The following is a 19,149-nucleotide window of genomic DNA, read 5'->3' as shown; positions in this document are numbered from 1 at the left end:
CGGATGGAGCACACGCCCATAGCCATCGTCGGCGCGGGCTTCGGCGGCATCGGCCTGGCGATCAAACTGCGCGAGACCGGGTTCGACGACCTGATCGTTCTCGAACGAGCCGACGACCTCGGCGGCACCTGGCACGCCAACACCTATCCCGGGTGCGCCTGCGATGTGCCGTCCCACCTCTACAGCTACTCTTTCGCGCCCAATCCGGACTGGTCGCGCACCTACGGGCGGCAACGCGAGATCCTCGACTACCTCCGCGCGGTGGCCACCCGACACGACGTCGTCCGGCATATCCGGTTCGGCGCCGAACTGCTGGATGCCCGGTGGGACGAGCAGCGTTCGCTGTGGCGGATCGAGACTTCGCGGGGTGCGCTCACCGCGGATTTCCTGCTCTCGGCCACCGGGCTGTTCGCCGAGGCGAAATACCCGCAACTGCCCGGCATCGACTCGTTCGCGGGCACGTCCTTCCACTCCCTGCACTGGGACCACGACCACGATCTGACCGGCGAGCGGGTCGCGGTGATCGGCACCGGCGCCTCGGCGGTGCAGTTCGTCCCGGAGATCCAGCCGAAGGTGGCGAAACTGTCGCTGTTCCAGCGATCGGCGCCGTGGATCGTCCCGCGCATGGATCGTCGCACCCTCGAACTGGAGCGGCGGCTGCTGCGGCGTCTTCCGTTGGCGCAACGCGCGATCCGCGGCGGGTTCTACGCGGCGATCGAGACGTTCGGGCTCATCTCGCTGGTCGACCAGCGCTTCCGGCACCCCTACGAAGCGTTGGGCCGATGGCAGTTGCTGCGTCAGGTGCGCGATCGTGACCTGCGCAAGAAGCTCACGCCCGACTACGTCATCGGCTGCAAGCGCGCCATCTTCTCCGACACCTATCTTCCGGCGCTCGATCAGCCGAACGTCGAGGTCGTCACCCAGCCCATCGCCGAGATCCGCCCGCACTCCATCCTGCTGCGCGACGGCAGCGAGCACCCGGTGGACACCATCATCTTCGGCACCGGCTTCACCTCTATCCCGACCGCCTACGAACGTTACGCCGGACGGGGCGGGCGAACGCTGGCGCAGCTCTACCGTCGGCGACCGCAAAGCTACCTCGGTGTCGCGGTGGCCGGGTTCCCCAACTTCTTCTGCACGCTCGGCCCCTTCGGAGCCGCCGGGAACCAGTCCGCGATCTACATGATCGAATCCCAGATCGCCTACATCGTCGACGCTTTGCGCACCGCGCGCTCCTCCGGAGCTCGCCGCGTGGAGGTGCGTCCGGAAGCGCAGGAGGCTTTCGTCTCGGAGATGGCCCGGCGCAGTTCGTCGACGGTGTGGCTCACCGGCGGATGCCAGAGCTACTACCAGACCCCGGACGGGCTCAATGCCGGTCTCTACCCCAACTGGAGCTTCGAATACCGGCAGCGCACCAGCCGATTCGACACCGCAGCCTACGAGGTCAGCCGATGATCAACGACATTCTCTCCTTCGGCCGAGGGCGCCGCGGCTATTCGGTCGAGGGGCGGGTTGTGCTCATCACGGGCGCGGGCCGCGGGATCGGGCGCGAGCTGGCCGCTGCGTTGCACCGGAAGCATGCCTCGGTGGTTCTCGTCGACGTCGACCAGGACGCGGTCGACGCGGCGGCCGCGGCGCTGGGCGCGCGGACCCTGGCCATCGCCGCCGACGTCGCCGACCGCTCGGCGATGCGGGCGGCCGTCGACCGGGCCGCCGAGCATTTCGGCCGCTTGGACGTGGTGGTGGCGAACGCGGGCGTGGTGCCCCGCCCCGCGACGGTGCGCACGCTCGACGGGCGGGACTTCGATCGCGTCATGGACATCAACCTCACCGGTGTGTTCAACACGGTGCGCCCCGCGCTCGACCATGTCGTCGCCGCCCACGGTCACGTGGTCGTGGTGTCGTCGTGCGCGGCGTTCGCACCCGGCATGGCGGGCGCGCCGTACATGATCAGCAAAGCCGCGGTCGAACAACTCGGCCGGGCCCTGCGCGTGGAGCTGGCGCCCTTCGGCGCGTCGGCGGGGATCGCGTATTTCGGCATCGTAGACACCCGCATGACCCAAGACACCCTCGACCACGACGAGCTCGGCCGTGAGCTGGACGAGCTGCTGCCGTGGCCGCTGAACGTGCGGATCTCGGCCGAGCAGGCGGCACGGACCATCGCCGACGGCATCGAACGGCGCGCGGCGCGCACCATCGCACCAGCCGGCTGGGAGCCGTACGCGCTGCTGCGCGGCGCGGTCAACGTAGTGCTCGACAGCGCGCTCGCTCGTGACAGCCGCGTGCACGACTTGCTGCGCAGGGTCGAAGCCCGCACGACCTCGTCGTGACGTTCGCGCTCAGCCCGGCCCGGCCACTGCACCCGTCACCTGATCCGAAGGACTCCCTCCCGTGAGCACTCGACGCTTCGACACCCTCCCCGCCGCTTTCCAGCACAACGCGACCATCGATCCCGACGCGGTCGCACTCCGCACACCCGGGGACGCCGCCACCCTCACCTGGCGCGAATACGAGGCGCAGGTCCGGCGGATCGCCGCCGGCCTGGCGGGGCTGGGCGTGCGCCGCGGCGACACGGTGGCCTTGATGATGTCCAACCGCATCGAGTTCTATCCGCTCGAAGTCGGTGCCCAGCACCTCGGCGCCACCAGCTTCTCGGTGTACAACACCGCCGCGCCCGAGCAGATCGGCTACGTGCTCGGCAACGCCGGTGCGCGGGTGGTGATGTGCGAACCTCGATTCGTCGAGCAGATCCGCGCGAGCGGAGTCGGGCTCGAACACATCATCTGCGTCGATGACGCACCCGAGGGAACCTTGTCGGTCGCCGACGTGATCGCCGCGGGCGAAGAGAGCTTCGACTTCGACGCCGCGTGGCGCGCGGTCGGGCCCGACGACGTCGCCACGCTGATCTACACCTCGGGAACCACGGGCAACCCCAAAGGAGTGGAGACGACGCACGCGAACCTGATGTTCGAGTGCTACGCCGTGGACCAAGTGCTGGGAATCCGGTTCGGGGACACCATCACGTCCTATATGCCCACCGCGCACATCGCCGACCGGCTCACCGCGCTCTACTTCCAGGAGGTCTTCGGCACTCAGGTGACCTGTGTCGCCGACCCCACCATGATCAGCGCCGCCTTGGCCGACCTGCATCCCACCATCTGGGGAGCCGTCCCTCGCGTCTGGGAGAAGCTCAAGGCCGCTATAGAATTCGCGGTCGCGAACGAACCTGCCGAGGACCGGAGGGCGGCGCTGCGGTGGGCGCTGGCGGTGGCCGCCCAGCGCAGTGCGCATCAATTGAACGGGGAGCCGGTCCCCGAATCGGTCGCGGCCGAGTGGGCGCGCGCCGACCAACTGGTGCTGTCGGGGCTTCGAGCGAAACTCGGGCTCGACCGTGTCCGCTGGGCGATGTCCGGCGCCGCGCCGATCCCGGCCGAAACGCTCGGCTTCTTCGCCGGCCTCGGCATCCCGATCGCCGAGATCTGGGGCATGTCCGAACTCACCTGCATCTGCAGCGTCAGCCATCCCGCCGACGCGAGGCTCGGCACCGTGGGCAAGCTGCTGCCCGGCATGCGGGCCCGGCTCGCCGACGACGGCGAACTCCACGTCCACGGCCCGTTGGTGATGAAAGGCTATCGCGGTGAGCCGGGCAAGACCGCCGAAGCCGTCGACTCCGAGCGCTGGCTGAGCACAGGCGACGTGGTCACCATCGACGACGACGGCTATCTCCGGGTCGTCGACCGGAAGAAGGAGTTGATCATCAACTCCGCGGGCAAGAACATGTCGCCGACCAACATCGAGAACGCGATCAAGGCGGCGACACCGCTGATCGGGGCCATGGCCGTGCTCGGCGACGGCCGTCCCTACAACACCGCACTGGTCGTTCTCGACGCCGAATCCGCCGGACCGTACGCCGCGCGCCACGACCTGGGCGACGCCTCGGCGGCGGCCTTGTCGGCCGATCCGGGTGTCATCGCCCAGATCGCGGCGGGCATCGCCGCGGGTAACGCTCGACTCTCGCGGGTTGAGCAGGTCAAGCGGTTCCGTCTCCTGCCCACCTTCTGGGAGGCGGGTGGCGACGAAGTCACCCTCACCATGAAACTCAAGCGCCGGGTGATCGCCGAGAAGTACGCCACCGAAATCGCCGAACTCTACGAGCCCGAGCGCCCCGCGGGTGTCCACGAACCCGCCGCCACCCCGGCGGATGCAGTCGTGACAGCGCGCTGAACGCGCGCTCAGCGCTGCTTGACCCAGAACATTCCGCGACCGGACTCCGCGGGCGCGCGCTTCTCCCGCGGCTCGATCCGATCCAGCCGATAGCCGAGCCGCCGGGCGACCGCGGCACTGCGGACATTGGCCTCGTCACAGTGGATCTCGACCCGGTCCACGCCGGGCAAGTCCAACGCGATCCGGGTCAAGGCGGCTGCGCTCCGGGTGATCACACCCCGGCCGGTGTGCGCGGCGTGACACCAGTAGCCGATCTCCACCGCACCCGGACCGAGCCGGTCATGCAGGCCGATCGCGCCGAGCACATTGCCCGCGGCATCGAAGATGCCGTAGTTGAAGGCTCCGGCGGCGCTGGGCCAGCTCTCGTCCGTCTCCCGGCCGAAGGCGCGCTGACTGTCCAGGGTGGCGGGTTCGGGCAGCCAATCCATCCAGGGGTGGATGAGGTCGTACGACGCGTTGATCGCCGCGAGCCGCGGACGCACATCCTCCGGCAGCCACCGTCGCAACAGCAGGTGGTCCACCTCGATTCGTTGCGGTGGCCCGACGCCCGGCGCCAGCGCGGAGCACGATTCGATGTCCATACCGATATGGTGGTGTCCCTGCGCTTGGCCGGGCAACGGATATATCCGGTGCCTTCGCTGTGCCGCCTCCGCATCGGCGCTGTTCAGCGGTGGAAATCAAGCGCCTCGGAGGCGGACCTCGGCGTCCAGCTCGGCGGCCGCTTCGGCCAGCGCGGCGGCGTCGGGATCGGCTCCGAGCCGGTCGGCCAGGTCGGCTCGCGACAGGATGAGCATCCCGCGCGGCTCGGACCCGGCACCGGGTTCGACCTTGATGCGCCCCTCTTCCAGCACCAAGCGCGCGTCCGGCTCGTCGGTCGCCAGCAACCGGCGCAAGTCGTCCTGCGTGACTCGACCGGAACCCTGGGTGCCGCTCGGCGTGGCGTCTGCCGACCCGCTCGTCTTTTCAGCGTCCATGGGGATCGATTGCCCTGGCGAATCCACGGGAAACCACATGATGATCGCCGCGCACGCGTCCGTACCGTAGACGACGGCGTTCGGGAGGACCGAGACGACGGTGAGAACCTGAATGGCCATGACGATGATAGGCAGAATGCCCTCGGCTCGAACCGGCGGCCGCGCTCGCTGGGCGGGCCCGGAGCGAGCGTTCAGCCGAACCCGAGACGCGACACGGGGCGGACGAAACCGTCTAACAGCACCCTGAGGCACCACACTTCAGAAGGACCCAACAGTCGAACCGACCCACTGCGCTGTCGGATGATGGAGGCACGTCATGGCGACTGAAGAACCTCAACCTGAACCCGCACGCGACCCCGCGCCCCAACGGATGCCGGAACCGCTGAACCCCCCTTCGGACGCACTCCAGCGGGAGATCCGAGTCGCCTCACGCAACGGGCGCTATGCGTTGGCAGTCGCATCCTTGGCCGCCGTGGCGGCCCTGCTGTCGTCTGGAGTGTCCGCGTGGGCGTCGGTGCATGTGAGCAGCACGCAGATAGACCGGCAGGAGAGGCTGGCGCGCGAGCAAGCCATCAGGACCGATCGGTTGCGCGCCTATTCGGACTTCGCTACCACCTACATGGGCACCACTGCGCAATTAGCCGAGTTCAAAGGAGTGCTCACGAGAACCTCGAACGTCGGTGACCTGCAGAATGCCGTGGCGAAAGTACGTGATTCGATCATGACCTACCAACGAAGCCTGGCAACGCTGGAGATCGTTGTGAGCGCCTCTACGAATGCCGAGCTAGCCGGAATCGTCGCCGCACAACAGGCTCTATGGGAGGGGCCGGACTCCCTCACCGCGACCTTGGAGTATGCTCTCAACCATCACATCGCGACCGATGAGAACTGGCCACGAGTTGCCGCCGCCGGCGCGGCCGCGATCGACAAATTCGTGAGCGACACTGCTCTCGACAAATTTGTCGAGGTTGCGCGAAAAGACGTGGGATCCGGCTAGACGGCTCGAGCTGACCGACTCCGAGAACGCCAGGAATCGACGTGCACGAGCCTATCCGGCACCAGGAGCCGTTGCGCCAGAGAAATGCTCATACGCGCCACACGGGTACAGTGCCGCCACGAAAGGCCGCGCGGCAGGCGCAACGCTAAGACGCCTGCCCGATACCCGACCGCCGCAGGGCTCGCTGCGCGGCGTTCGCGCCGCACATGCCGTGCGCTCCCGGGCCCGGCGGTGTTGCGGCGGAACAGAGGTAGTGGCCTGGTACGCCGATGTCGTAGGGCTGCAGGGTCATTCGAGGGCCGAACAGCAGCTGGGGGATGTCTTTCGCACCGGTCATGATGTTGCCGCCGACGTAGTTGGGGTTGTATTCGGCGAACCCCGCCGCGCTGCGCGCGCTCGTCCCGACTATGCGGTCGCGGAACCCCGGGGCGAAGCGTTCGATCTGGGCGGTGATCGCCGCTGTGGCATCGCCGCGATATCCGTGCGGGACGTGGGCGTACGCCCAGATCGGATGGATGTCGCCGACCGACCGTTGCGGATCGGCGAGGTACTGCTGCCCGACCAGCACGAAGGGGCGTTCCGGCATACGGCCGCGGTGAATCTCACGTTCGGTCGCGGCGATCTCGGCGAACGTACCGCCCAGATGCACCGTCCCCGCCCGGCGGGCCGCCTCCGCCGTCCACGGCACTCCGCCGTGCACGGCGAAGTCGACTTTGCAGGCGCCAGGACCGTAACGGAAACGGCTGTAGGACTTCCTGATTCGCGGCGGCAGGCGCTCGCCCATGATCTCCGCGACCGCAGTGGGCGCCAAGTCCCACATCGTCACATCCGCCGTCGGCAGATCGGACACCGACCGCACGCGAACGCCCGTTTCGATCTTCCCGCCCAGGTCACCGAGGGCCGCCGCCATGGCTTCGGTGATTCGTCGCGATCCACCGGCGGCGACCGCCCAACCGTAGGTGTGGCCGGCGGTGAGGATGCCCAGGCCGATACCAGCGCTGAGCGGTCGATGCAACGGATGAAACGCATGAGCCGCGACGCCGCCGAACAGCCCCTTGGCCTGCTCGGTCCGAAACAGTCCGGCCAGCAGCGCGGCCGGGGCGAGGGCGGGTATCCCGAACCGGGCCAGCGAGATCGGATGGCGTGGCAGGCGCAGCAGCGGCCGCATGATGTCACCGCTCATCCGCTCGTAACCCGCGGCCGTACGCTCGAACAGCAGCCGCCACGCTCGGCCGTCGCTGCCGAGACCGGCGGCAGTCTCCCCGACCGAGCGCAGCAGCACGCCCGCGGTGCCGTCGTCGAGCGGATGGGCGCAGTCGATCTCCGGCCACGCCCAGGACAATCCGTAACGCGTCAGGTCGAGCTCGCGCAGGAACGGAGAGCCGACCGCCATCGGGTGGATGGCCGAGCAGTGGTCGTGCAGTAGGCCGGGCACGATCGCCTCGCCGGTGCGGGTGCCGCCGCCGATCTCGTCGGCGGCCTCCAGCACGGTGACGTCTGATCCGGCTCGGGCCAAGATGATGGCCGCGGCCAAGCCGTTGGGGCCGCTGCCGACCACCACTGCGGTACTCATGTCGCTCTCCTGTCCCTACGGTATGCCTCAGCCGACGGTCTGCGGGGCCAGAACCCGCGTCGATTCGTCCGGCAGCATCGGCACCGTGTAGCCCGCGCGCCGCCACGTCACCTCGTGCGGGATCGGGCCGTCGGGCAGCCACGGTTGCGTCTCGACGGCGTCGCGCACACGCCAGGTGCCACGTTCGACGACGCCGAGCGCCGCGTCGATCACCTGATACTGCTGGACGCCGCGGTGGATGGGCTGCGACTCCACCCACACCACGATCCACTCGCCCGGCGCGAACCCGACCCGGGACTGCACAGCGTTCACCAGGTCCAGGTTGTGCAGGTGACCATCGCCGAAGTTGAAGCCGATCAGCGAGTTGCAGCCGAATTCCGCTTCCCGCACGGTCCATCGATCGATGTCGGGAAGGAGCTTGTACAGCAACGAGAACAGTCCGCGTCCCTGGCTGTGCATCGAGCGCCACGCGATCGTCTGCTGCATGGTGATCTCCGCGATCGCGGGCGGATAGCCCATGGCCTTCAACTGGTCGATCTGGTTCGTCGTGGGCCGGTGCTCGATGGTGTTGAGCTTCTCCTCCGCACCAGGGGCGAAGGCCCACAGGGCCGACGCCCAGTTACCGGCGTACTGGCGCATCGACGGCAGGAAGGACACCAGATCCGGGCGCAGGTTCCCGAGGACCGGGAAGAACATCAGCGCCGCGACGATCACCACAGCCAGCCACGGCGAGGAGATGTCACCGAGGCCATAGCCGGCTTCGTTGGGAAAGCCCAGGAACAGGAAGACGGTCAGGTAGGCGAACAGGACATTCCACTCCAACGGCACCGCGAGCGGGAACGTCGAGGTGATGAACGCGTGGAAGATCACCATCAGCACCACGCCCGCCAGCGTCAGCCAGTGGTTGGTGGAGAACAGCAGCACCAGCGGCGTGACGATCTCGACGGTGGTGCCCCCGACATGGGCCAGGAACGACGCGACCTTCGACGGACGGAGGTCCCGGGGGAAGTCACGGTAGTGCAGCCGCTTGATCCACTTGGCGGGCACGCCCGGGCTGTTGGAGACCATCGGCGGAACCACATTGGTGAAGTGCCGCCCGAACTTCGACACACCCGCTCCGATCCACACCACGCAGATCAGCAGCTTGGCGGCGACGATCATGTCCACGAACGGCAACACCGCGAAGAACACCAGTGCGGGCAGGTACTGCTCGCCGCGCGCGGTGAGGAAGATCGTCTTGTCCCGCAGGCCGCACAGGACGTACAGCACGATCGGGGCGATCAACAACGCTGGATTCACCAAGCCGGAGGTGTTGTCCGGCAACACCGCGCTGAGCGAGGCGCTCGGCACACCGGGCAGCACGATCGCCACCAGCAACGTCGCCAGGAACGCCAGATACAGCAGCACGTCGAAGACCGTGCGCGTGTCGCCGCCCGTGAACGGGACCCGCCGCCAAGGGCGCAGGCGGATCGTGCCGGGGCGTGCGTAGAACAGGATTCCGCCGGTCATCGGCTTGAACTTGCCCGCGAGCGGCCCCCACGACCCGGCGATCCCGAGTGCCTCGATGAAGACCGTCCACAACACCAGCTTCTGATAGACGATCGGCTCGTCCCACCACGCCGTCACGTCCCAGAACGGGCCGACGCCGGAACTCCAGGTCGCCAACGCGACCCCGGCCAGCACCGAGACCAGCAGAACCTTGAGCAGATAAATCGTGTGGATCATCCTCGGCGAGCCGAAGCCGTATTCGGCCCAGTGCAGAGCGAGTGTTTTCATCCGCTCCCGCAACGGCTGGTCGAGGAATGTCGTCACGTCGACGGGCGGAAAATCCGCTGTTTTGAATCCCATTGTTCGGACCTTTCTCATCCGATGAATCGAGCGCATGCGAGGACCCGGCCGAATTCGGTTCGGATCGTTGAATTCCGCTCTCCGCCGAGCGGATTGTTCCTATGCCGTGTATGCCGTGGTGACCGCGTCGACGGCCAGCGCGCGGAGCTTTCGTTTGTCGATCTTGCCGACCGCATTCCGTGGCAGCGCGGCGGTGAGTCCGATCGACACCGGCACCTTCCCGCGGGACAGGGATTTCCGGCAGTGCTCCACGAGATCCACGGCATCGACTCGCGTCCCGGGCATGGTCACCACTTGGGCGACGGGGACCTCACCGAGAACCGGATCGGGAGCGCCGACCACCGCGGCCTCCAAGACGGCGGGATGGGCGTGCAGGACGTTCTCGATCTCCTTGGGGTAGATGTTCTCCCCGCCGCGCAGGATCATGTCTTTGATCCGATCGACCAGGACCAGGTATCCGTCCGAATCGAAGTAGCCGACATCGCCGGTGTGCAGCCAGCCGTCTCGCACCGTTCGCGCGGTCGCCTCGGGCCGGCCGAGATACCCGCGCATGACGTTGGCGCCCCGGATGACCACTTCCCCGCGCGTCCCGGTGGCCACGACTCGGCCGTCGGCATCCACGATCGCTACGGCTTGCCCTGGCAGCGGCCGCCCGACCGTGCCCGGCTTCCGTGGTCCGTCCGGCGGATTGAGCGTCGAGGCGCAGGTGCCTTCCGACAATCCGTAACCTTCGACGATCGGTACCCCGAAACGCGCTTCGAATCGCGCGATCAGTTCCGCGGGCATGGGCGCGGCCCCACAGATCGCGCGGCGTAGCGACGAGGTGTCCGGCACCGCATTCTCGGGCTGCGCGACGAGCATCGCGTAGATCGCGGGCACAGCCGAAAAGTAGGTCGGCCGAACGCGTTCCACGATGCCGAAGAACGCCGAAGCCGAGAATCGGCCCGCGATCGTGGCCCGGCCACCGGCGAGCAACGGCGACAGGACGCCGACCACGATCCCGTTGACGTGGAACAGCGGCAGGACCAGCAAGCTGTGGTCGGTGTCGTCCAAGCTCAGAGCTTCGACGAGCATCTCGCACATCGCGGCGATGTTGGCGTGGTCGAGAACCACCCCCTTCGGCTGCCCGGTGGTGCCACTGGTGTAGATGATCAGCGCCGCGGCGCCGGGATCCACCGGCACCGGTTCGGGCCCGCCGGTTTCGGGGCCGGGCCCGGCCACTTCGGTGACATCCAGCGTTCCCGCTCCGCGTCCGTCTTCGGTCACGACCACCTTCGCCCGGCAGTCGTCGATCTGATAACGCACCTCCTCGGAGGTCGAATCCGGCTTCACGGGAGTGACCGCGGCGCCGAGCCGCCACGCCGCGAAAAGAATGACGATGAATTCGAGTCGATTCCGCAATACGAGAGCGACGACATCGCCCTCGCGGACTCCATTGACGTAAAGGACGGCCGTGGCCCTGCGCACTCTTCTCGCGAAATCCTGATTATCGAGCTGCTCGCGGTCGTCCGCGATGCAGGGGTCGGACGGATTCCATGCGGCGCGGACCTCCGGAATTTCTACAACGTGCTGCATTCATAGCCTCGACTGCTTCGGGGTGACTGGAATTACATACCAAGGTAGATTCGGCGCCAGGCCACAGCTACGGGCCCGCATCCCAGAGTTTCCGTGCGGCTTTGTACCGTCGGCACAAAAGGATGGGGAATGCGTCCGAGCCGTCGCACCGATTCCGGTACGGTCCGGACATGAGCGTTGACGTGGACAGAACCATCCGCGATGTCGCCGGACGCGTCAAAGCCGATCTGGACCGACTGATCCCCGAGATGACCGCGATGTTCGTGGAGGTCATCCCGGAGTTCCGCCACGACGACGAAGTGCGGCGGCTGATGGTCGCCAGCACCGCGTCCAACCTCACCGCGATCCTCGACATGCTCACACTGAGCATCTCCCGCGACGACATCACCGTGCCGCCCGCCGCCGCCGAATACGCTCGGCGCTTCGCCCAGCACGGAATGTCGCTGGAGGCCCTCCTGCGCGCGTACCGCCTCGGCGAGCACATGTTCATGCAACGGACCATCGCCGTACTCCGGCACTCGGAGGCCTCCGCCGACCTGGCCCTGGAGACCACCAGCCGGGTCGGCCTGCTGGTCAACAGCTACATCGACCAGGTCATCGAGGGTGTCATCGACATCTACGAGAGCGAACGCCGGCGCTGGGACGCGCGCACGGACAACACCCGCGCGGCCCAGATCCGCGCGGTGCTGGACACCGAAAACCTCGACCTGGCCTCGGCGGAGCAGATGCTGGCCGCCTCGTTGCGGGGATGGCACGTGGCCGCGATCGTCTGGGTGCGCGAACCCGTCACGTCATCGATCGACTCGGTGCGAGCGGGAGTCTCGATGCTGCAGGCCGCGACCGGGAAGCATCCGCTGACGGTGCTGGTGGACGAGCAGAATTGCTGGGCCTGGATCTCCTCCATCGGCCGACCGTCGCTCGATGCCGATCGCTTGGAGCGAGACCTGGCCCGCCGACCGGAACTCCGCGTCGCGATCGGCGATCCCGGCGCCGGACTGGCCGGCTTCCGGCAGACCTTCCGCGATGCCCAGCGCGCTCGCAACCTGGCGTTGACCGCCGACCCGACCCGCGCGCTGACCTTGTACTCCCGCGTGGCATTGGCGAGCCTGCTCGTCGACCATCTGCCCGACACGAAAGCATGGGTACGCCGGGTGCTCGGCGACCTCATGCGCGACGACGAGACCACCGCGCGTCTTCGTGAGACGGTGCAGACCTATCTCGAAGCCCGCGGCAGCCTCACCGACGCCGCGGCGCGCATGCACGTGCACAAGAACACCGTCCACTACCGGATTCGCAGAGCCGAGGAGGTGCTCGGCCACCCGTTGACGGTGAACCGGCTGGAGACCGAAGTCGCCCTGATGGTCTCCGAACAGCTGGGCCTCGACCGGATGGAGTGAACCCCGCCCGGCGGCGATGACCGCATCCGGCCGGCGGTTTCCGGCGAGCGGAGAGGTGACACGCGGGGACATCTGCACAGCACGGCGATTCGTCATGGCGTGCGAAGCCCCGCGGCCCGATACTGAGGGCAGGTTGGACCGATTCCGAGGTGGAAGATGAATGTGATCGGGGTGGGCTCGGACGGGCTTGTCGCGGCCGGTGAGACCTGGGGCATCTCCGGGCCGGAATTCCTGGCGATATACCTGCCGCTCGTGCTGGTGGCGGCGGTCGCCGGGATCTGGCTGCGAGTACGTGTCACGGGTGCTGATCCGGAGGCAGACGCGGTTGCGGCGCCGGGCGCGGAACTGACGTCGCCCGAAGTAGGAATGCTTTTCGGCGACCAGAACGCCGAACTGGCGGCGATGGCGCGGCTGCGCGCTGTCGACGCGATCGATTCGGGGGCCGCGCCGGTTCGCACCCTCACGGCGCAGGAGCGCGGACAGCTGGATCCGTTCACCGTGTCGGTGTACGACCGGCTGTCGGCGGGTCAGCGCAAGACCGTTGTCGGCGGATCGTCCGCCGCGCTCGAGGCACTGCGTACCAGAATGATCGACCTCGGGTACTTCCCCGGACCCACGGTGCGCCACGGATTGCGCGACGCGGGCATGCCGCTGCTGGTCACCGGCGCGCTCGGCGTGGTGCGCATCATCGCGGGCGCCTCGCACGGAAACCCGGTCGGCCTGCTGGTGCTGGTGGTGATCGCGCAGGCGTTCGCCTACTGGCTGGTGGTGCGCAAGCCGCGGCTCACCGCGCTTGGCGTCCGCGCGCGCGACGCCGCGAACGAGCGCAATCGCCATCTGCGCCCGAGCAATTCCCCTTCTTTCGCCACCTACGGCGCCGAGAGCGCGGCGATCGCGGCCGCCGTGTTCGGCATCGGCGCGCTGAGCGCGCTGGATCCCGGCCTCGCCCAAGCGGTCGTACCGCCGAGCGCGTCGAGCGGCGGCGGCGACAGCGGGGGCGGCGGCTGCGGCGGCGGCTGTGGAGGCTGTGGTGGTTGCGGCGGCTGAACCGTTCGGGCCGCTGCCCGAGGGTGCGCTCGGAATAGGCTGGCGACCGGAGATCTGCGGGGTGATAGCGGCTTTGGATGGACTCGAGTTCTGCGAGGTCATCGCCGAGTCGTTGCCCAAGGATCCCCGCCGTGCCGGACAACTGATCGTCCCCGAAGAATTGACAGCTCTGCGTGCGCGAGGCGTCGCCGTGGTGCCGCACGGCATCGCGCTGTCGCTCGGCGGCGCGGAGCCGGTCGCAGATCAGCGCGTCGAGCACTTGGCGGCGTGCGCGGTGGCCGTCGCGGCTCCGCTGGTGAGTGAGCACGTCGCTTTCGTCCGCGCGGGCGGCCTGGAAGCAGGCCACCTGCTTCCGGTCCCGCGCACCCGCGAAGCGCTGGACGCGCTGACCCGCAATATCACCCGAACACGCGCGGCGCTGGACGTCCCCCTCGCTGTGGAGAACATCGCGACGCTGTTCGACTGGCCCGACGACGAATACACCGAAGCGGAATTCCTGTCCGAACTCGTCGAGCGCACCGGTGTCTTGCTCCTGCTCGATCTCGCCAATGTCTACGCGAACGCTCGCAACCGAGGTCGCGATCCCCTCGCCGAGCTGCTGCGCCTGCCCGCCGAACACGTCGCCTACTGTCATGTCGCGGGCGGTCACGAGTCCGGTGGCCGCTACCACGACACGCACACCGATCCGCTTCCCGCGGAGCTGCTGACTCTGGTCGCGGAGTTCGCCGCGCGGCACCGCGCGCCGATGATGCTCGAACGGGACGGCAACTATCCGCCCGCGGCCGAACTGCTCGACGAGCTGGATGCCATCGCGGCGGCCGCGGGCCGGCCGCCGATCACCACCGGCGCCAGGGCGGTAGTGGCGTGAGCGCCGGATCCGGACCGGCGCCCCACGCCACCCTGGCCGAGCGACAGGCAGCACTGGTGCGAGCGCTGGTCGCTGGAGCCGCCACACCCGTGGGTTTCGATGTGGACGCCGTCGCTGCCGCGGCCGAGGCATTGCTGCACAAGCGTGCCCATGAGGTGGCGCGTCGCTTCCCGCTGCTGGTGCACGCCTGCGACGGCGATTTCACCGCACGCTTCACGACGTGGGCCCGCGAGCATCCCAAGACGACGACCTCCGCTGACGCGGCAGCTTTCGCGGCCGCCGAAGGTATCGACTGGAACGCCACGCCGCGCCGATGGGCAGTCAGCCGCTTGTTCCGCCGACATCGTGCCGCAGGCCGCGGCGCTCGCTGAACGCCGAACCTGGACGTCGGCTCAGGGGCGGCGCGCTTCGACAGGCATCGCGGAGTCGCCGGCGTCGCGCCGATCCTCGAGCCACACACTGACCGCCACCGTCGCATACGCGGCGACGGTCGCCATCCCCGGCAGCATCAGCATGAGCATGAGAAAAGACAGCATGGAAAGCCCTCCCGGACAACGCGATGGAAACTGTCGCACCGGTGCGCCGCGCTGCGTCACCGTCACGCCCGGCATACCCACGACCGGAGGTCCAATCTCGCCCGCACCGGCGAGCCGATGTGATTGATCTCACTCTCGAATCGAGCCACGCCGCGCTAGGGTCGCGCGGGATAATCCGCCGCTGGCGCGGCAGCTCGACCGAGGTCGCCTCCGAGGTGGTACACCGGTCACCATGCGGTTGCTCATCATCTCCGATACGCACGTGCCCAAACGTGCGCGTGATCTCCCGGAGCCGCTGTGGCGCGAGGTCGACGAGGCCGACGTGGTCGTGCACGCGGGCGACTGGGTGGAGGCCGCGCTGCTGGACCGGCTCGAAGCGCGCAGCGCGCGCCTCATCGGCGTCTACGGCAACAACGACGGTCCAGAACTACGGGCCCGGCTGCCCGAGGTGGCCCATGCCGAACTCGACGGGCTCAGGCTGGCGGTGGTGCACGAGACCGGGCCCGCAAAGGGGCGGGAGCAGCGCTGCGCCCGAGATTTCCCGGACACCGATCTGCTCGTCTTCGGGCACAGTCACATCCCTTGGGACAGCGTCACCGACAGCGGATTGCGCCTGCTCAATCCCGGCTCGCCGACAGATCGACGCCGACAGCCGGAGCACACCTATCTCACGGCGCGGATCGAGTCGGGTCGTTTGAGCCGGGTGACTCTGCATGCCGTTCCGAAAGAATGACCGCCGTCGGCACGCTCCTCTTCCAGGGGCGACGCGGATCGCCGGGCCGCACCGGGCCCCTAGTGCCGGGTAGCGGTCAGCACTCCGAGGGTGACCGGTTCGACGAAGCATCCGCCGGGGCCGATGCCGAGCACGGTGCCTGCGAACAGGTCACCCGGCGCATCCGGCATGGTCGCCCCACTTCGAATCCCGGAATGCTTCCAGCAGCGGCGATCGTAGCCGTCCGGCGGCGAGGCGAGCTGCCCTCGCACCTCCCGAACCGGCCACAACCGCTGTCGAAGGCAGCGCCGCCCCGGCCGCCTGCGCCGCCGGTCAGTCGCCGCGATCGCCCGCCAGCGCCAAGCGGTGGTCGCCGATGGCGGAGTCGGTGATCGCGGTGGAGATCTTCGGCAGGGCGTGCGGATGGTTGCGGCCGAGCCAGTCGAGCATCTCCTCTCGGACCGCGCAGCGCAGGTTCCACACGTCGTCGGCATTGGCGGCCGACATCGTCGCGCGCACCACGATGTTTGTCGGCGTGCTGTCGGTGACTTGCAGACCCCAGTCGCGACCGTCCCAGTCCGCGCGCGTGCGCAGGTACTCCTGCAAATGCTCGCGCAGCAGCGGCACCGGCGTGCTGTGATCGAGGTAAAGGTAGACGGTGCCGGTGATCTGAGGGCCACCGCGCGACCAGTTCTCATACGGCTTGTTGTTGAAGTAGGAGACCGGCATGGTCAGCCTCCGGTCGTCCCAGATCCGCACGGTGAGGAAGGCGAGGGTGATCTCTTCGACGATGCCCCACTCCCCCTCCACCACGACGGTGTCCCCGATCTTCACCGAGTCGCCGAACGCGATCTGCAAACCGGCGATCAGGTTGCTCAAGGTCGACTGCGCCGCGACACCGGCGATGATGCCGATCACGCCCGCCGAGGCCAGCAGGGAGGTGCCCAGCGTGCGCAGACTCGGAACGAGCAGCAGGATGACCACGGCAGCGGTCGTCACCACCAGGACCGAGGTGATGATCCGGCGTACCAGGCCGAGCTGGGTACGCAATTGCCGCACTCGCGTGATGTCCTGGGTGCGCCGAGCATAGGAACGCAACGTATTCTCCGCGACCGCGTCGGCGGCGCGGATGACCACCCATGCCGCCGACATGATCGCCGCCGTGGCCAGCACGGTGCGGATCATCGCGTCCTGGCGCAGATCCAGGTGCGCCAGCGGATAGGTGGCATGCAACGCCAACGCGCCCAGCAGGACTTGCAGGGGCAATTGGACCCGGCGCAACAGTGTGGGGAGTTGGTTGCCCGGACGTCTGCGAGCAGAGAAACGTAATAATCGATCGATCAGCAGACCCGCCGTCACGGTGAGCGCCACCGTGCCGAACACGACGATGAGCGGCCGTAGTACTTCCTCCAACAGAGCGAACTCCTTCTCCTCATCCACCCGGTCTCTGGCGCTGCCGCGGACTCTCGCCGTCCGGGCAGCGCGATGAGATCTCCGAGCAATGCGGCTCGGCTTGTGTACGGGTGCGTGGTGCTTCGGTGCCGGCTTCGGCGCAGCGGCGTTCAGCCGCGGTCGTTTGCTGCCGAGCCGTCACCCGGCCAAGGCGGTGTTCCTACAGCAGTGCCAGTGCGATGCTCAGCACGGTCACGATCAAGACCCATGCCGCGACGGTCCATTCGATGGGCCCTTCGGAGCCGGAACAACCGCTGTGGTTGCGTCGGGCGGCGCGATACTGCGAGCGCGAGGCCGAAACGGACATGACATCCTCCTTCGGTCGGTTGCGTCATTCAGCGCATACCCGCTCGAGCCGTCGATCGTCGCCACATCACTGTGGCGAATCCCACCCAACCGGCCTGCCCGCGAGCGCGATACGTTGCCGATCAGGGCTTCTCGAGATGTCATCGCCTGCCGGAGCGGCTGCGGTAGCGAAAATCGTCCAACGAAAGAGGCGGAACGTAGCGGCTCACGAGCGTGCGGTGCCACCACGCCTTGGTGTCGGCCAACTCGCGCGGTGTCGTGAAGCGGTATAGATACAGCTGTGCCCGGATGAAACGCGGCGCGGCATCGGGAAACGGATTGTGTCGTAGCAGCCGCAGCGTGGCCCGGTCGTTTTGCAGCAGCCGTGCCAGGAACGGGCCCAGCCACGACTCCGCATACCCCGGCGAGGCCGCTGCGAACCACATGAGCCAATCCAGGCGCAGATGGTAGGGAGCCCATTGACGGGGAAGCCGGCGCGGATCGCCGGGCTTGCCTTTGAACTCGTATTCCTTCCACTGCGTCCGGTCGGTGACGGTCGGCTCGTCGGTGCCTTCGACGACTACTTCGTAGCGGGTGCGGCCGATGCTGCCGAACGCTCCGTAGGTGTTGACCAGGTGGTACGGGTCGAACGATCGGTTCATCGCCTGGTGACTGGAGACCAGGTTGCGGGCGGGCCGGTAGCTCAGGAAGACCACCTGCGCGGTGAACGCGACGACCAGGGCCGTGAACCACGGCGGCGGCCCCGGCAGCGCGGGCGGGGCGGGCACCGGTAGCACCGCCGCGGCCGCGGGCCCGCTGACGGCGCCGCACGCGAGGACGATCGTGATCCAGTTCAGCCAGGCGAAATTGCCCGACAGCACCAGCCACAGCTGGGTGATCACGATGACGGCAGCGGCGATGCTCGCCACCGGTTGCGGGGCGAACAGCCCGAAGGGCACGACGAGCTGCGCGAAATGGTTGCCCAGCACCTCGGCGCGGTGCAGCGGCTTGGGCAGGTGGTGGAAGAACCAGCTCAGCGGTCCGGGCATCGGCTGGGTCTCGTGGTGGTAGTACAGGCAGGTCAGATCGCGCCAGCACCGGTCACCGCGCATTTTGATCAGCCCGGCGCCGAACTCCACCCGGAACAGCAACCAGCGGGACAGCCACAGCACCAGCACCGGCGGCGCCGTGTGGTCGTTGCCCAGGAAGATCACCAGGAAGCCGCATTCCAGCAGCAGTGACTCCCAGCCGAAGGCGTACCACTCCTGTCCCACGTTCACGATCGACAGGTAGAGCGCCCACAACGTCGCCCACAGCAGCATCGCCGCCCACAGCGGCACCGCGTCGGCCGCGCCGGCGACCATCGCCGCGGACAGCGCCGCACCGAACCAGCAGACGGCGGCGAAGAAGCGATCGGAATAGTGGATATGGAAAATGCTCGGCGTCCGCCGGAACGACCGCCGTTCCAGCCACCGCGGCACCGGCAGCATGCCGTGCTCCCCGATCAGCGCCCGGAATTGCCGGGCGGCGACCACGAAGGCGATCAGATAGACGGCCGCGACACCGCGGGTCAGCACTTGCCTGCTGAGCCAGTATTCGGATGCGGTGAACCAGTCCATGCCCGCAACTCCTCCGACCGCGGACCTTCGTCCCACCCGGCC

The 19,149-nt window shown here is 68.0% G+C and carries 18 protein-coding genes; 9 read left to right on the top strand and 9 right to left on the bottom strand.

From position 1 onward, the window contains the following. Window positions 1-3 precede the first annotated feature (3 nt). From ABZ552_RS25325 to fadD11, 3 genes are all read left to right on the top strand, one after another. Window positions 4-1,455, top strand: coding sequence for an NAD(P)/FAD-dependent oxidoreductase (locus ABZ552_RS25325; RefSeq protein ID WP_357440283.1), 1,452 nt, complete (start codon window positions 4-6; stop codon window positions 1,453-1,455). After that, complete coding sequence (locus ABZ552_RS25320) at window positions 1,452-2,330, top strand: short-chain dehydrogenase/reductase (protein WP_357440174.1); 879 nt, start codon at window positions 1,452-1,454, stop codon at window positions 2,328-2,330. The genes ABZ552_RS25325 and ABZ552_RS25320 overlap by 4 nt, the downstream gene beginning before the upstream one ends. Before the next feature lie 61 nt (window positions 2,331-2,391). Continuing rightward, complete coding sequence (gene fadD11 / locus ABZ552_RS25315; protein ID WP_357440171.1) at window positions 2,392-4,224, top strand: fatty acid--CoA ligase FadD11; 1,833 nt, start codon at window positions 2,392-2,394, stop codon at window positions 4,222-4,224. 8 nt (window positions 4,225-4,232) lie between these two features. On the opposite strand, the gene ABZ552_RS25310 is transcribed toward fadD11, so the two are convergent. Both ABZ552_RS25310 and ABZ552_RS25305 read right to left on the bottom strand, forming a co-directional pair. Next, the gene (locus ABZ552_RS25310; RefSeq protein WP_357440168.1) at window positions 4,233-4,805 is read right to left on the bottom strand and encodes a GNAT family N-acetyltransferase; all 573 of its coding nucleotides are present in this window, start codon (window positions 4,803-4,805) and stop codon (window positions 4,233-4,235) included. A gap of 96 nt (window positions 4,806-4,901) precedes the next feature. Next, entirely contained in the window at window positions 4,902-5,318 is a 417-nt protein-coding gene (locus tag ABZ552_RS25305) for a hypothetical protein (protein ID WP_357440165.1), read from the bottom strand. A 196-nt stretch (window positions 5,319-5,514) separates the two neighbouring features. Between ABZ552_RS25305 and ABZ552_RS25300 the strand changes: the two genes are divergently transcribed. Next, on the top strand, window positions 5,515-6,195 hold the full coding sequence (locus ABZ552_RS25300) for a hypothetical protein (protein WP_357440162.1): 681 nt from the start codon (window positions 5,515-5,517) through the stop codon (window positions 6,193-6,195). A 145-nt stretch (window positions 6,196-6,340) separates the two neighbouring features. Here ABZ552_RS25300 and ABZ552_RS25295 read toward each other — a convergent pair whose 3' ends face one another. The 3 genes from ABZ552_RS25295 to ABZ552_RS25285 all read right to left on the bottom strand — a co-directional run bounded on the left by ABZ552_RS25295 (window position 6,341) and on the right by ABZ552_RS25285 (window position 11,191). After that, window positions 6,341-7,768 carry an NAD(P)/FAD-dependent oxidoreductase gene (locus ABZ552_RS25295; protein WP_357440159.1) on the bottom strand — a complete coding sequence of 476 codons (1,428 nt, stop codon included), beginning with the start codon at window positions 7,766-7,768 and terminating at the stop codon, window positions 6,341-6,343. A gap of 27 nt (window positions 7,769-7,795) precedes the next feature. Beyond that, window positions 7,796-9,616, bottom strand: coding sequence for a DUF3556 domain-containing protein (locus ABZ552_RS25290; RefSeq protein ID WP_357440156.1), 1,821 nt, complete (start codon window positions 9,614-9,616; stop codon window positions 7,796-7,798). A 99-nt stretch (window positions 9,617-9,715) separates the two neighbouring features. After that, window positions 9,716-11,191: an AMP-binding protein gene (locus tag ABZ552_RS25285; protein WP_281918284.1), complete on the bottom strand. Its 1,476-nt coding sequence runs from the start codon at window positions 11,189-11,191 to the stop codon at window positions 9,716-9,718. Window positions 11,192-11,361: 170 nt separating this feature from the next. Between ABZ552_RS25285 and ABZ552_RS25280 the strand changes: the two genes are divergently transcribed. From ABZ552_RS25280 to ABZ552_RS25265, 4 genes are all read left to right on the top strand, one after another. Then, complete coding sequence (locus ABZ552_RS25280) at window positions 11,362-12,588, top strand: helix-turn-helix domain-containing protein (protein ID WP_281918283.1); 1,227 nt, start codon at window positions 11,362-11,364, stop codon at window positions 12,586-12,588. A 156-nt stretch (window positions 12,589-12,744) separates the two neighbouring features. After that, complete coding sequence (locus tag ABZ552_RS25275; RefSeq protein WP_357440152.1) at window positions 12,745-13,635, top strand: TIGR04222 domain-containing membrane protein; 891 nt, start codon at window positions 12,745-12,747, stop codon at window positions 13,633-13,635. 13 nt (window positions 13,636-13,648) lie between these two features. After that, window positions 13,649-14,503: a DUF692 domain-containing protein gene (locus ABZ552_RS25270; protein ID WP_357440280.1), complete on the top strand. Its 855-nt coding sequence runs from the start codon at window positions 13,649-13,651 to the stop codon at window positions 14,501-14,503. Beyond that, a complete protein-coding gene (locus ABZ552_RS25265) occupies window positions 14,500-14,874 on the top strand; it encodes a hypothetical protein (protein WP_281879981.1) in 375 nt (124 codons plus the stop codon). The genes ABZ552_RS25270 and ABZ552_RS25265 overlap by 4 nt, the downstream gene beginning before the upstream one ends. A 21-nt stretch (window positions 14,875-14,895) precedes the next feature. Here the strand turns inward: ABZ552_RS25265 and ABZ552_RS25260 are convergent, their stop codons facing one another. Further along, on the bottom strand, window positions 14,896-15,114 hold the full coding sequence (locus tag ABZ552_RS25260) for a hypothetical protein (RefSeq protein ID WP_281879980.1): 219 nt from the start codon (window positions 15,112-15,114) through the stop codon (window positions 14,896-14,898). Window positions 15,115-15,271: 157 nt separating this feature from the next. Here ABZ552_RS25260 and ABZ552_RS25255 point away from each other — a divergent pair, with 157 nt between their 5' ends. Then, window positions 15,272-15,772: a metallophosphoesterase gene (locus ABZ552_RS25255; protein WP_281879979.1), complete on the top strand. Its 501-nt coding sequence runs from the start codon at window positions 15,272-15,274 to the stop codon at window positions 15,770-15,772. Window positions 15,773-16,084: 312 nt separating this feature from the next. Here the strand turns inward: ABZ552_RS25255 and ABZ552_RS25250 are convergent, their stop codons facing one another. The 3 genes from ABZ552_RS25250 to ABZ552_RS25240 form a co-directional block, all read right to left on the bottom strand. Next, on the bottom strand, window positions 16,085-17,164 hold the full coding sequence (locus ABZ552_RS25250; protein ID WP_281879977.1) for a mechanosensitive ion channel domain-containing protein: 1,080 nt from the start codon (window positions 17,162-17,164) through the stop codon (window positions 16,085-16,087). A gap of 199 nt (window positions 17,165-17,363) precedes the next feature. Further along, window positions 17,364-17,510, bottom strand: coding sequence for a hypothetical protein (locus ABZ552_RS25245; protein WP_281879975.1), 147 nt, complete (start codon window positions 17,508-17,510; stop codon window positions 17,364-17,366). Between the two features lie 139 nt (window positions 17,511-17,649). Beyond that, entirely contained in the window at window positions 17,650-19,107 is a 1,458-nt protein-coding gene (locus ABZ552_RS25240) for a lipase maturation factor family protein (protein ID WP_281879974.1), read from the bottom strand. Window positions 19,108-19,149: the final 42 nt, after the last annotated feature.

Source organism: Nocardia sp. NPDC019219 (genome assembly GCF_040632645.1).
GTDB classification, from domain to species: Bacteria; Actinomycetota; Actinomycetes; order Mycobacteriales; family Mycobacteriaceae; genus Nocardia; species Nocardia sputorum.
This window is presented reverse-complemented; position numbering and strand designations above follow the sequence as displayed.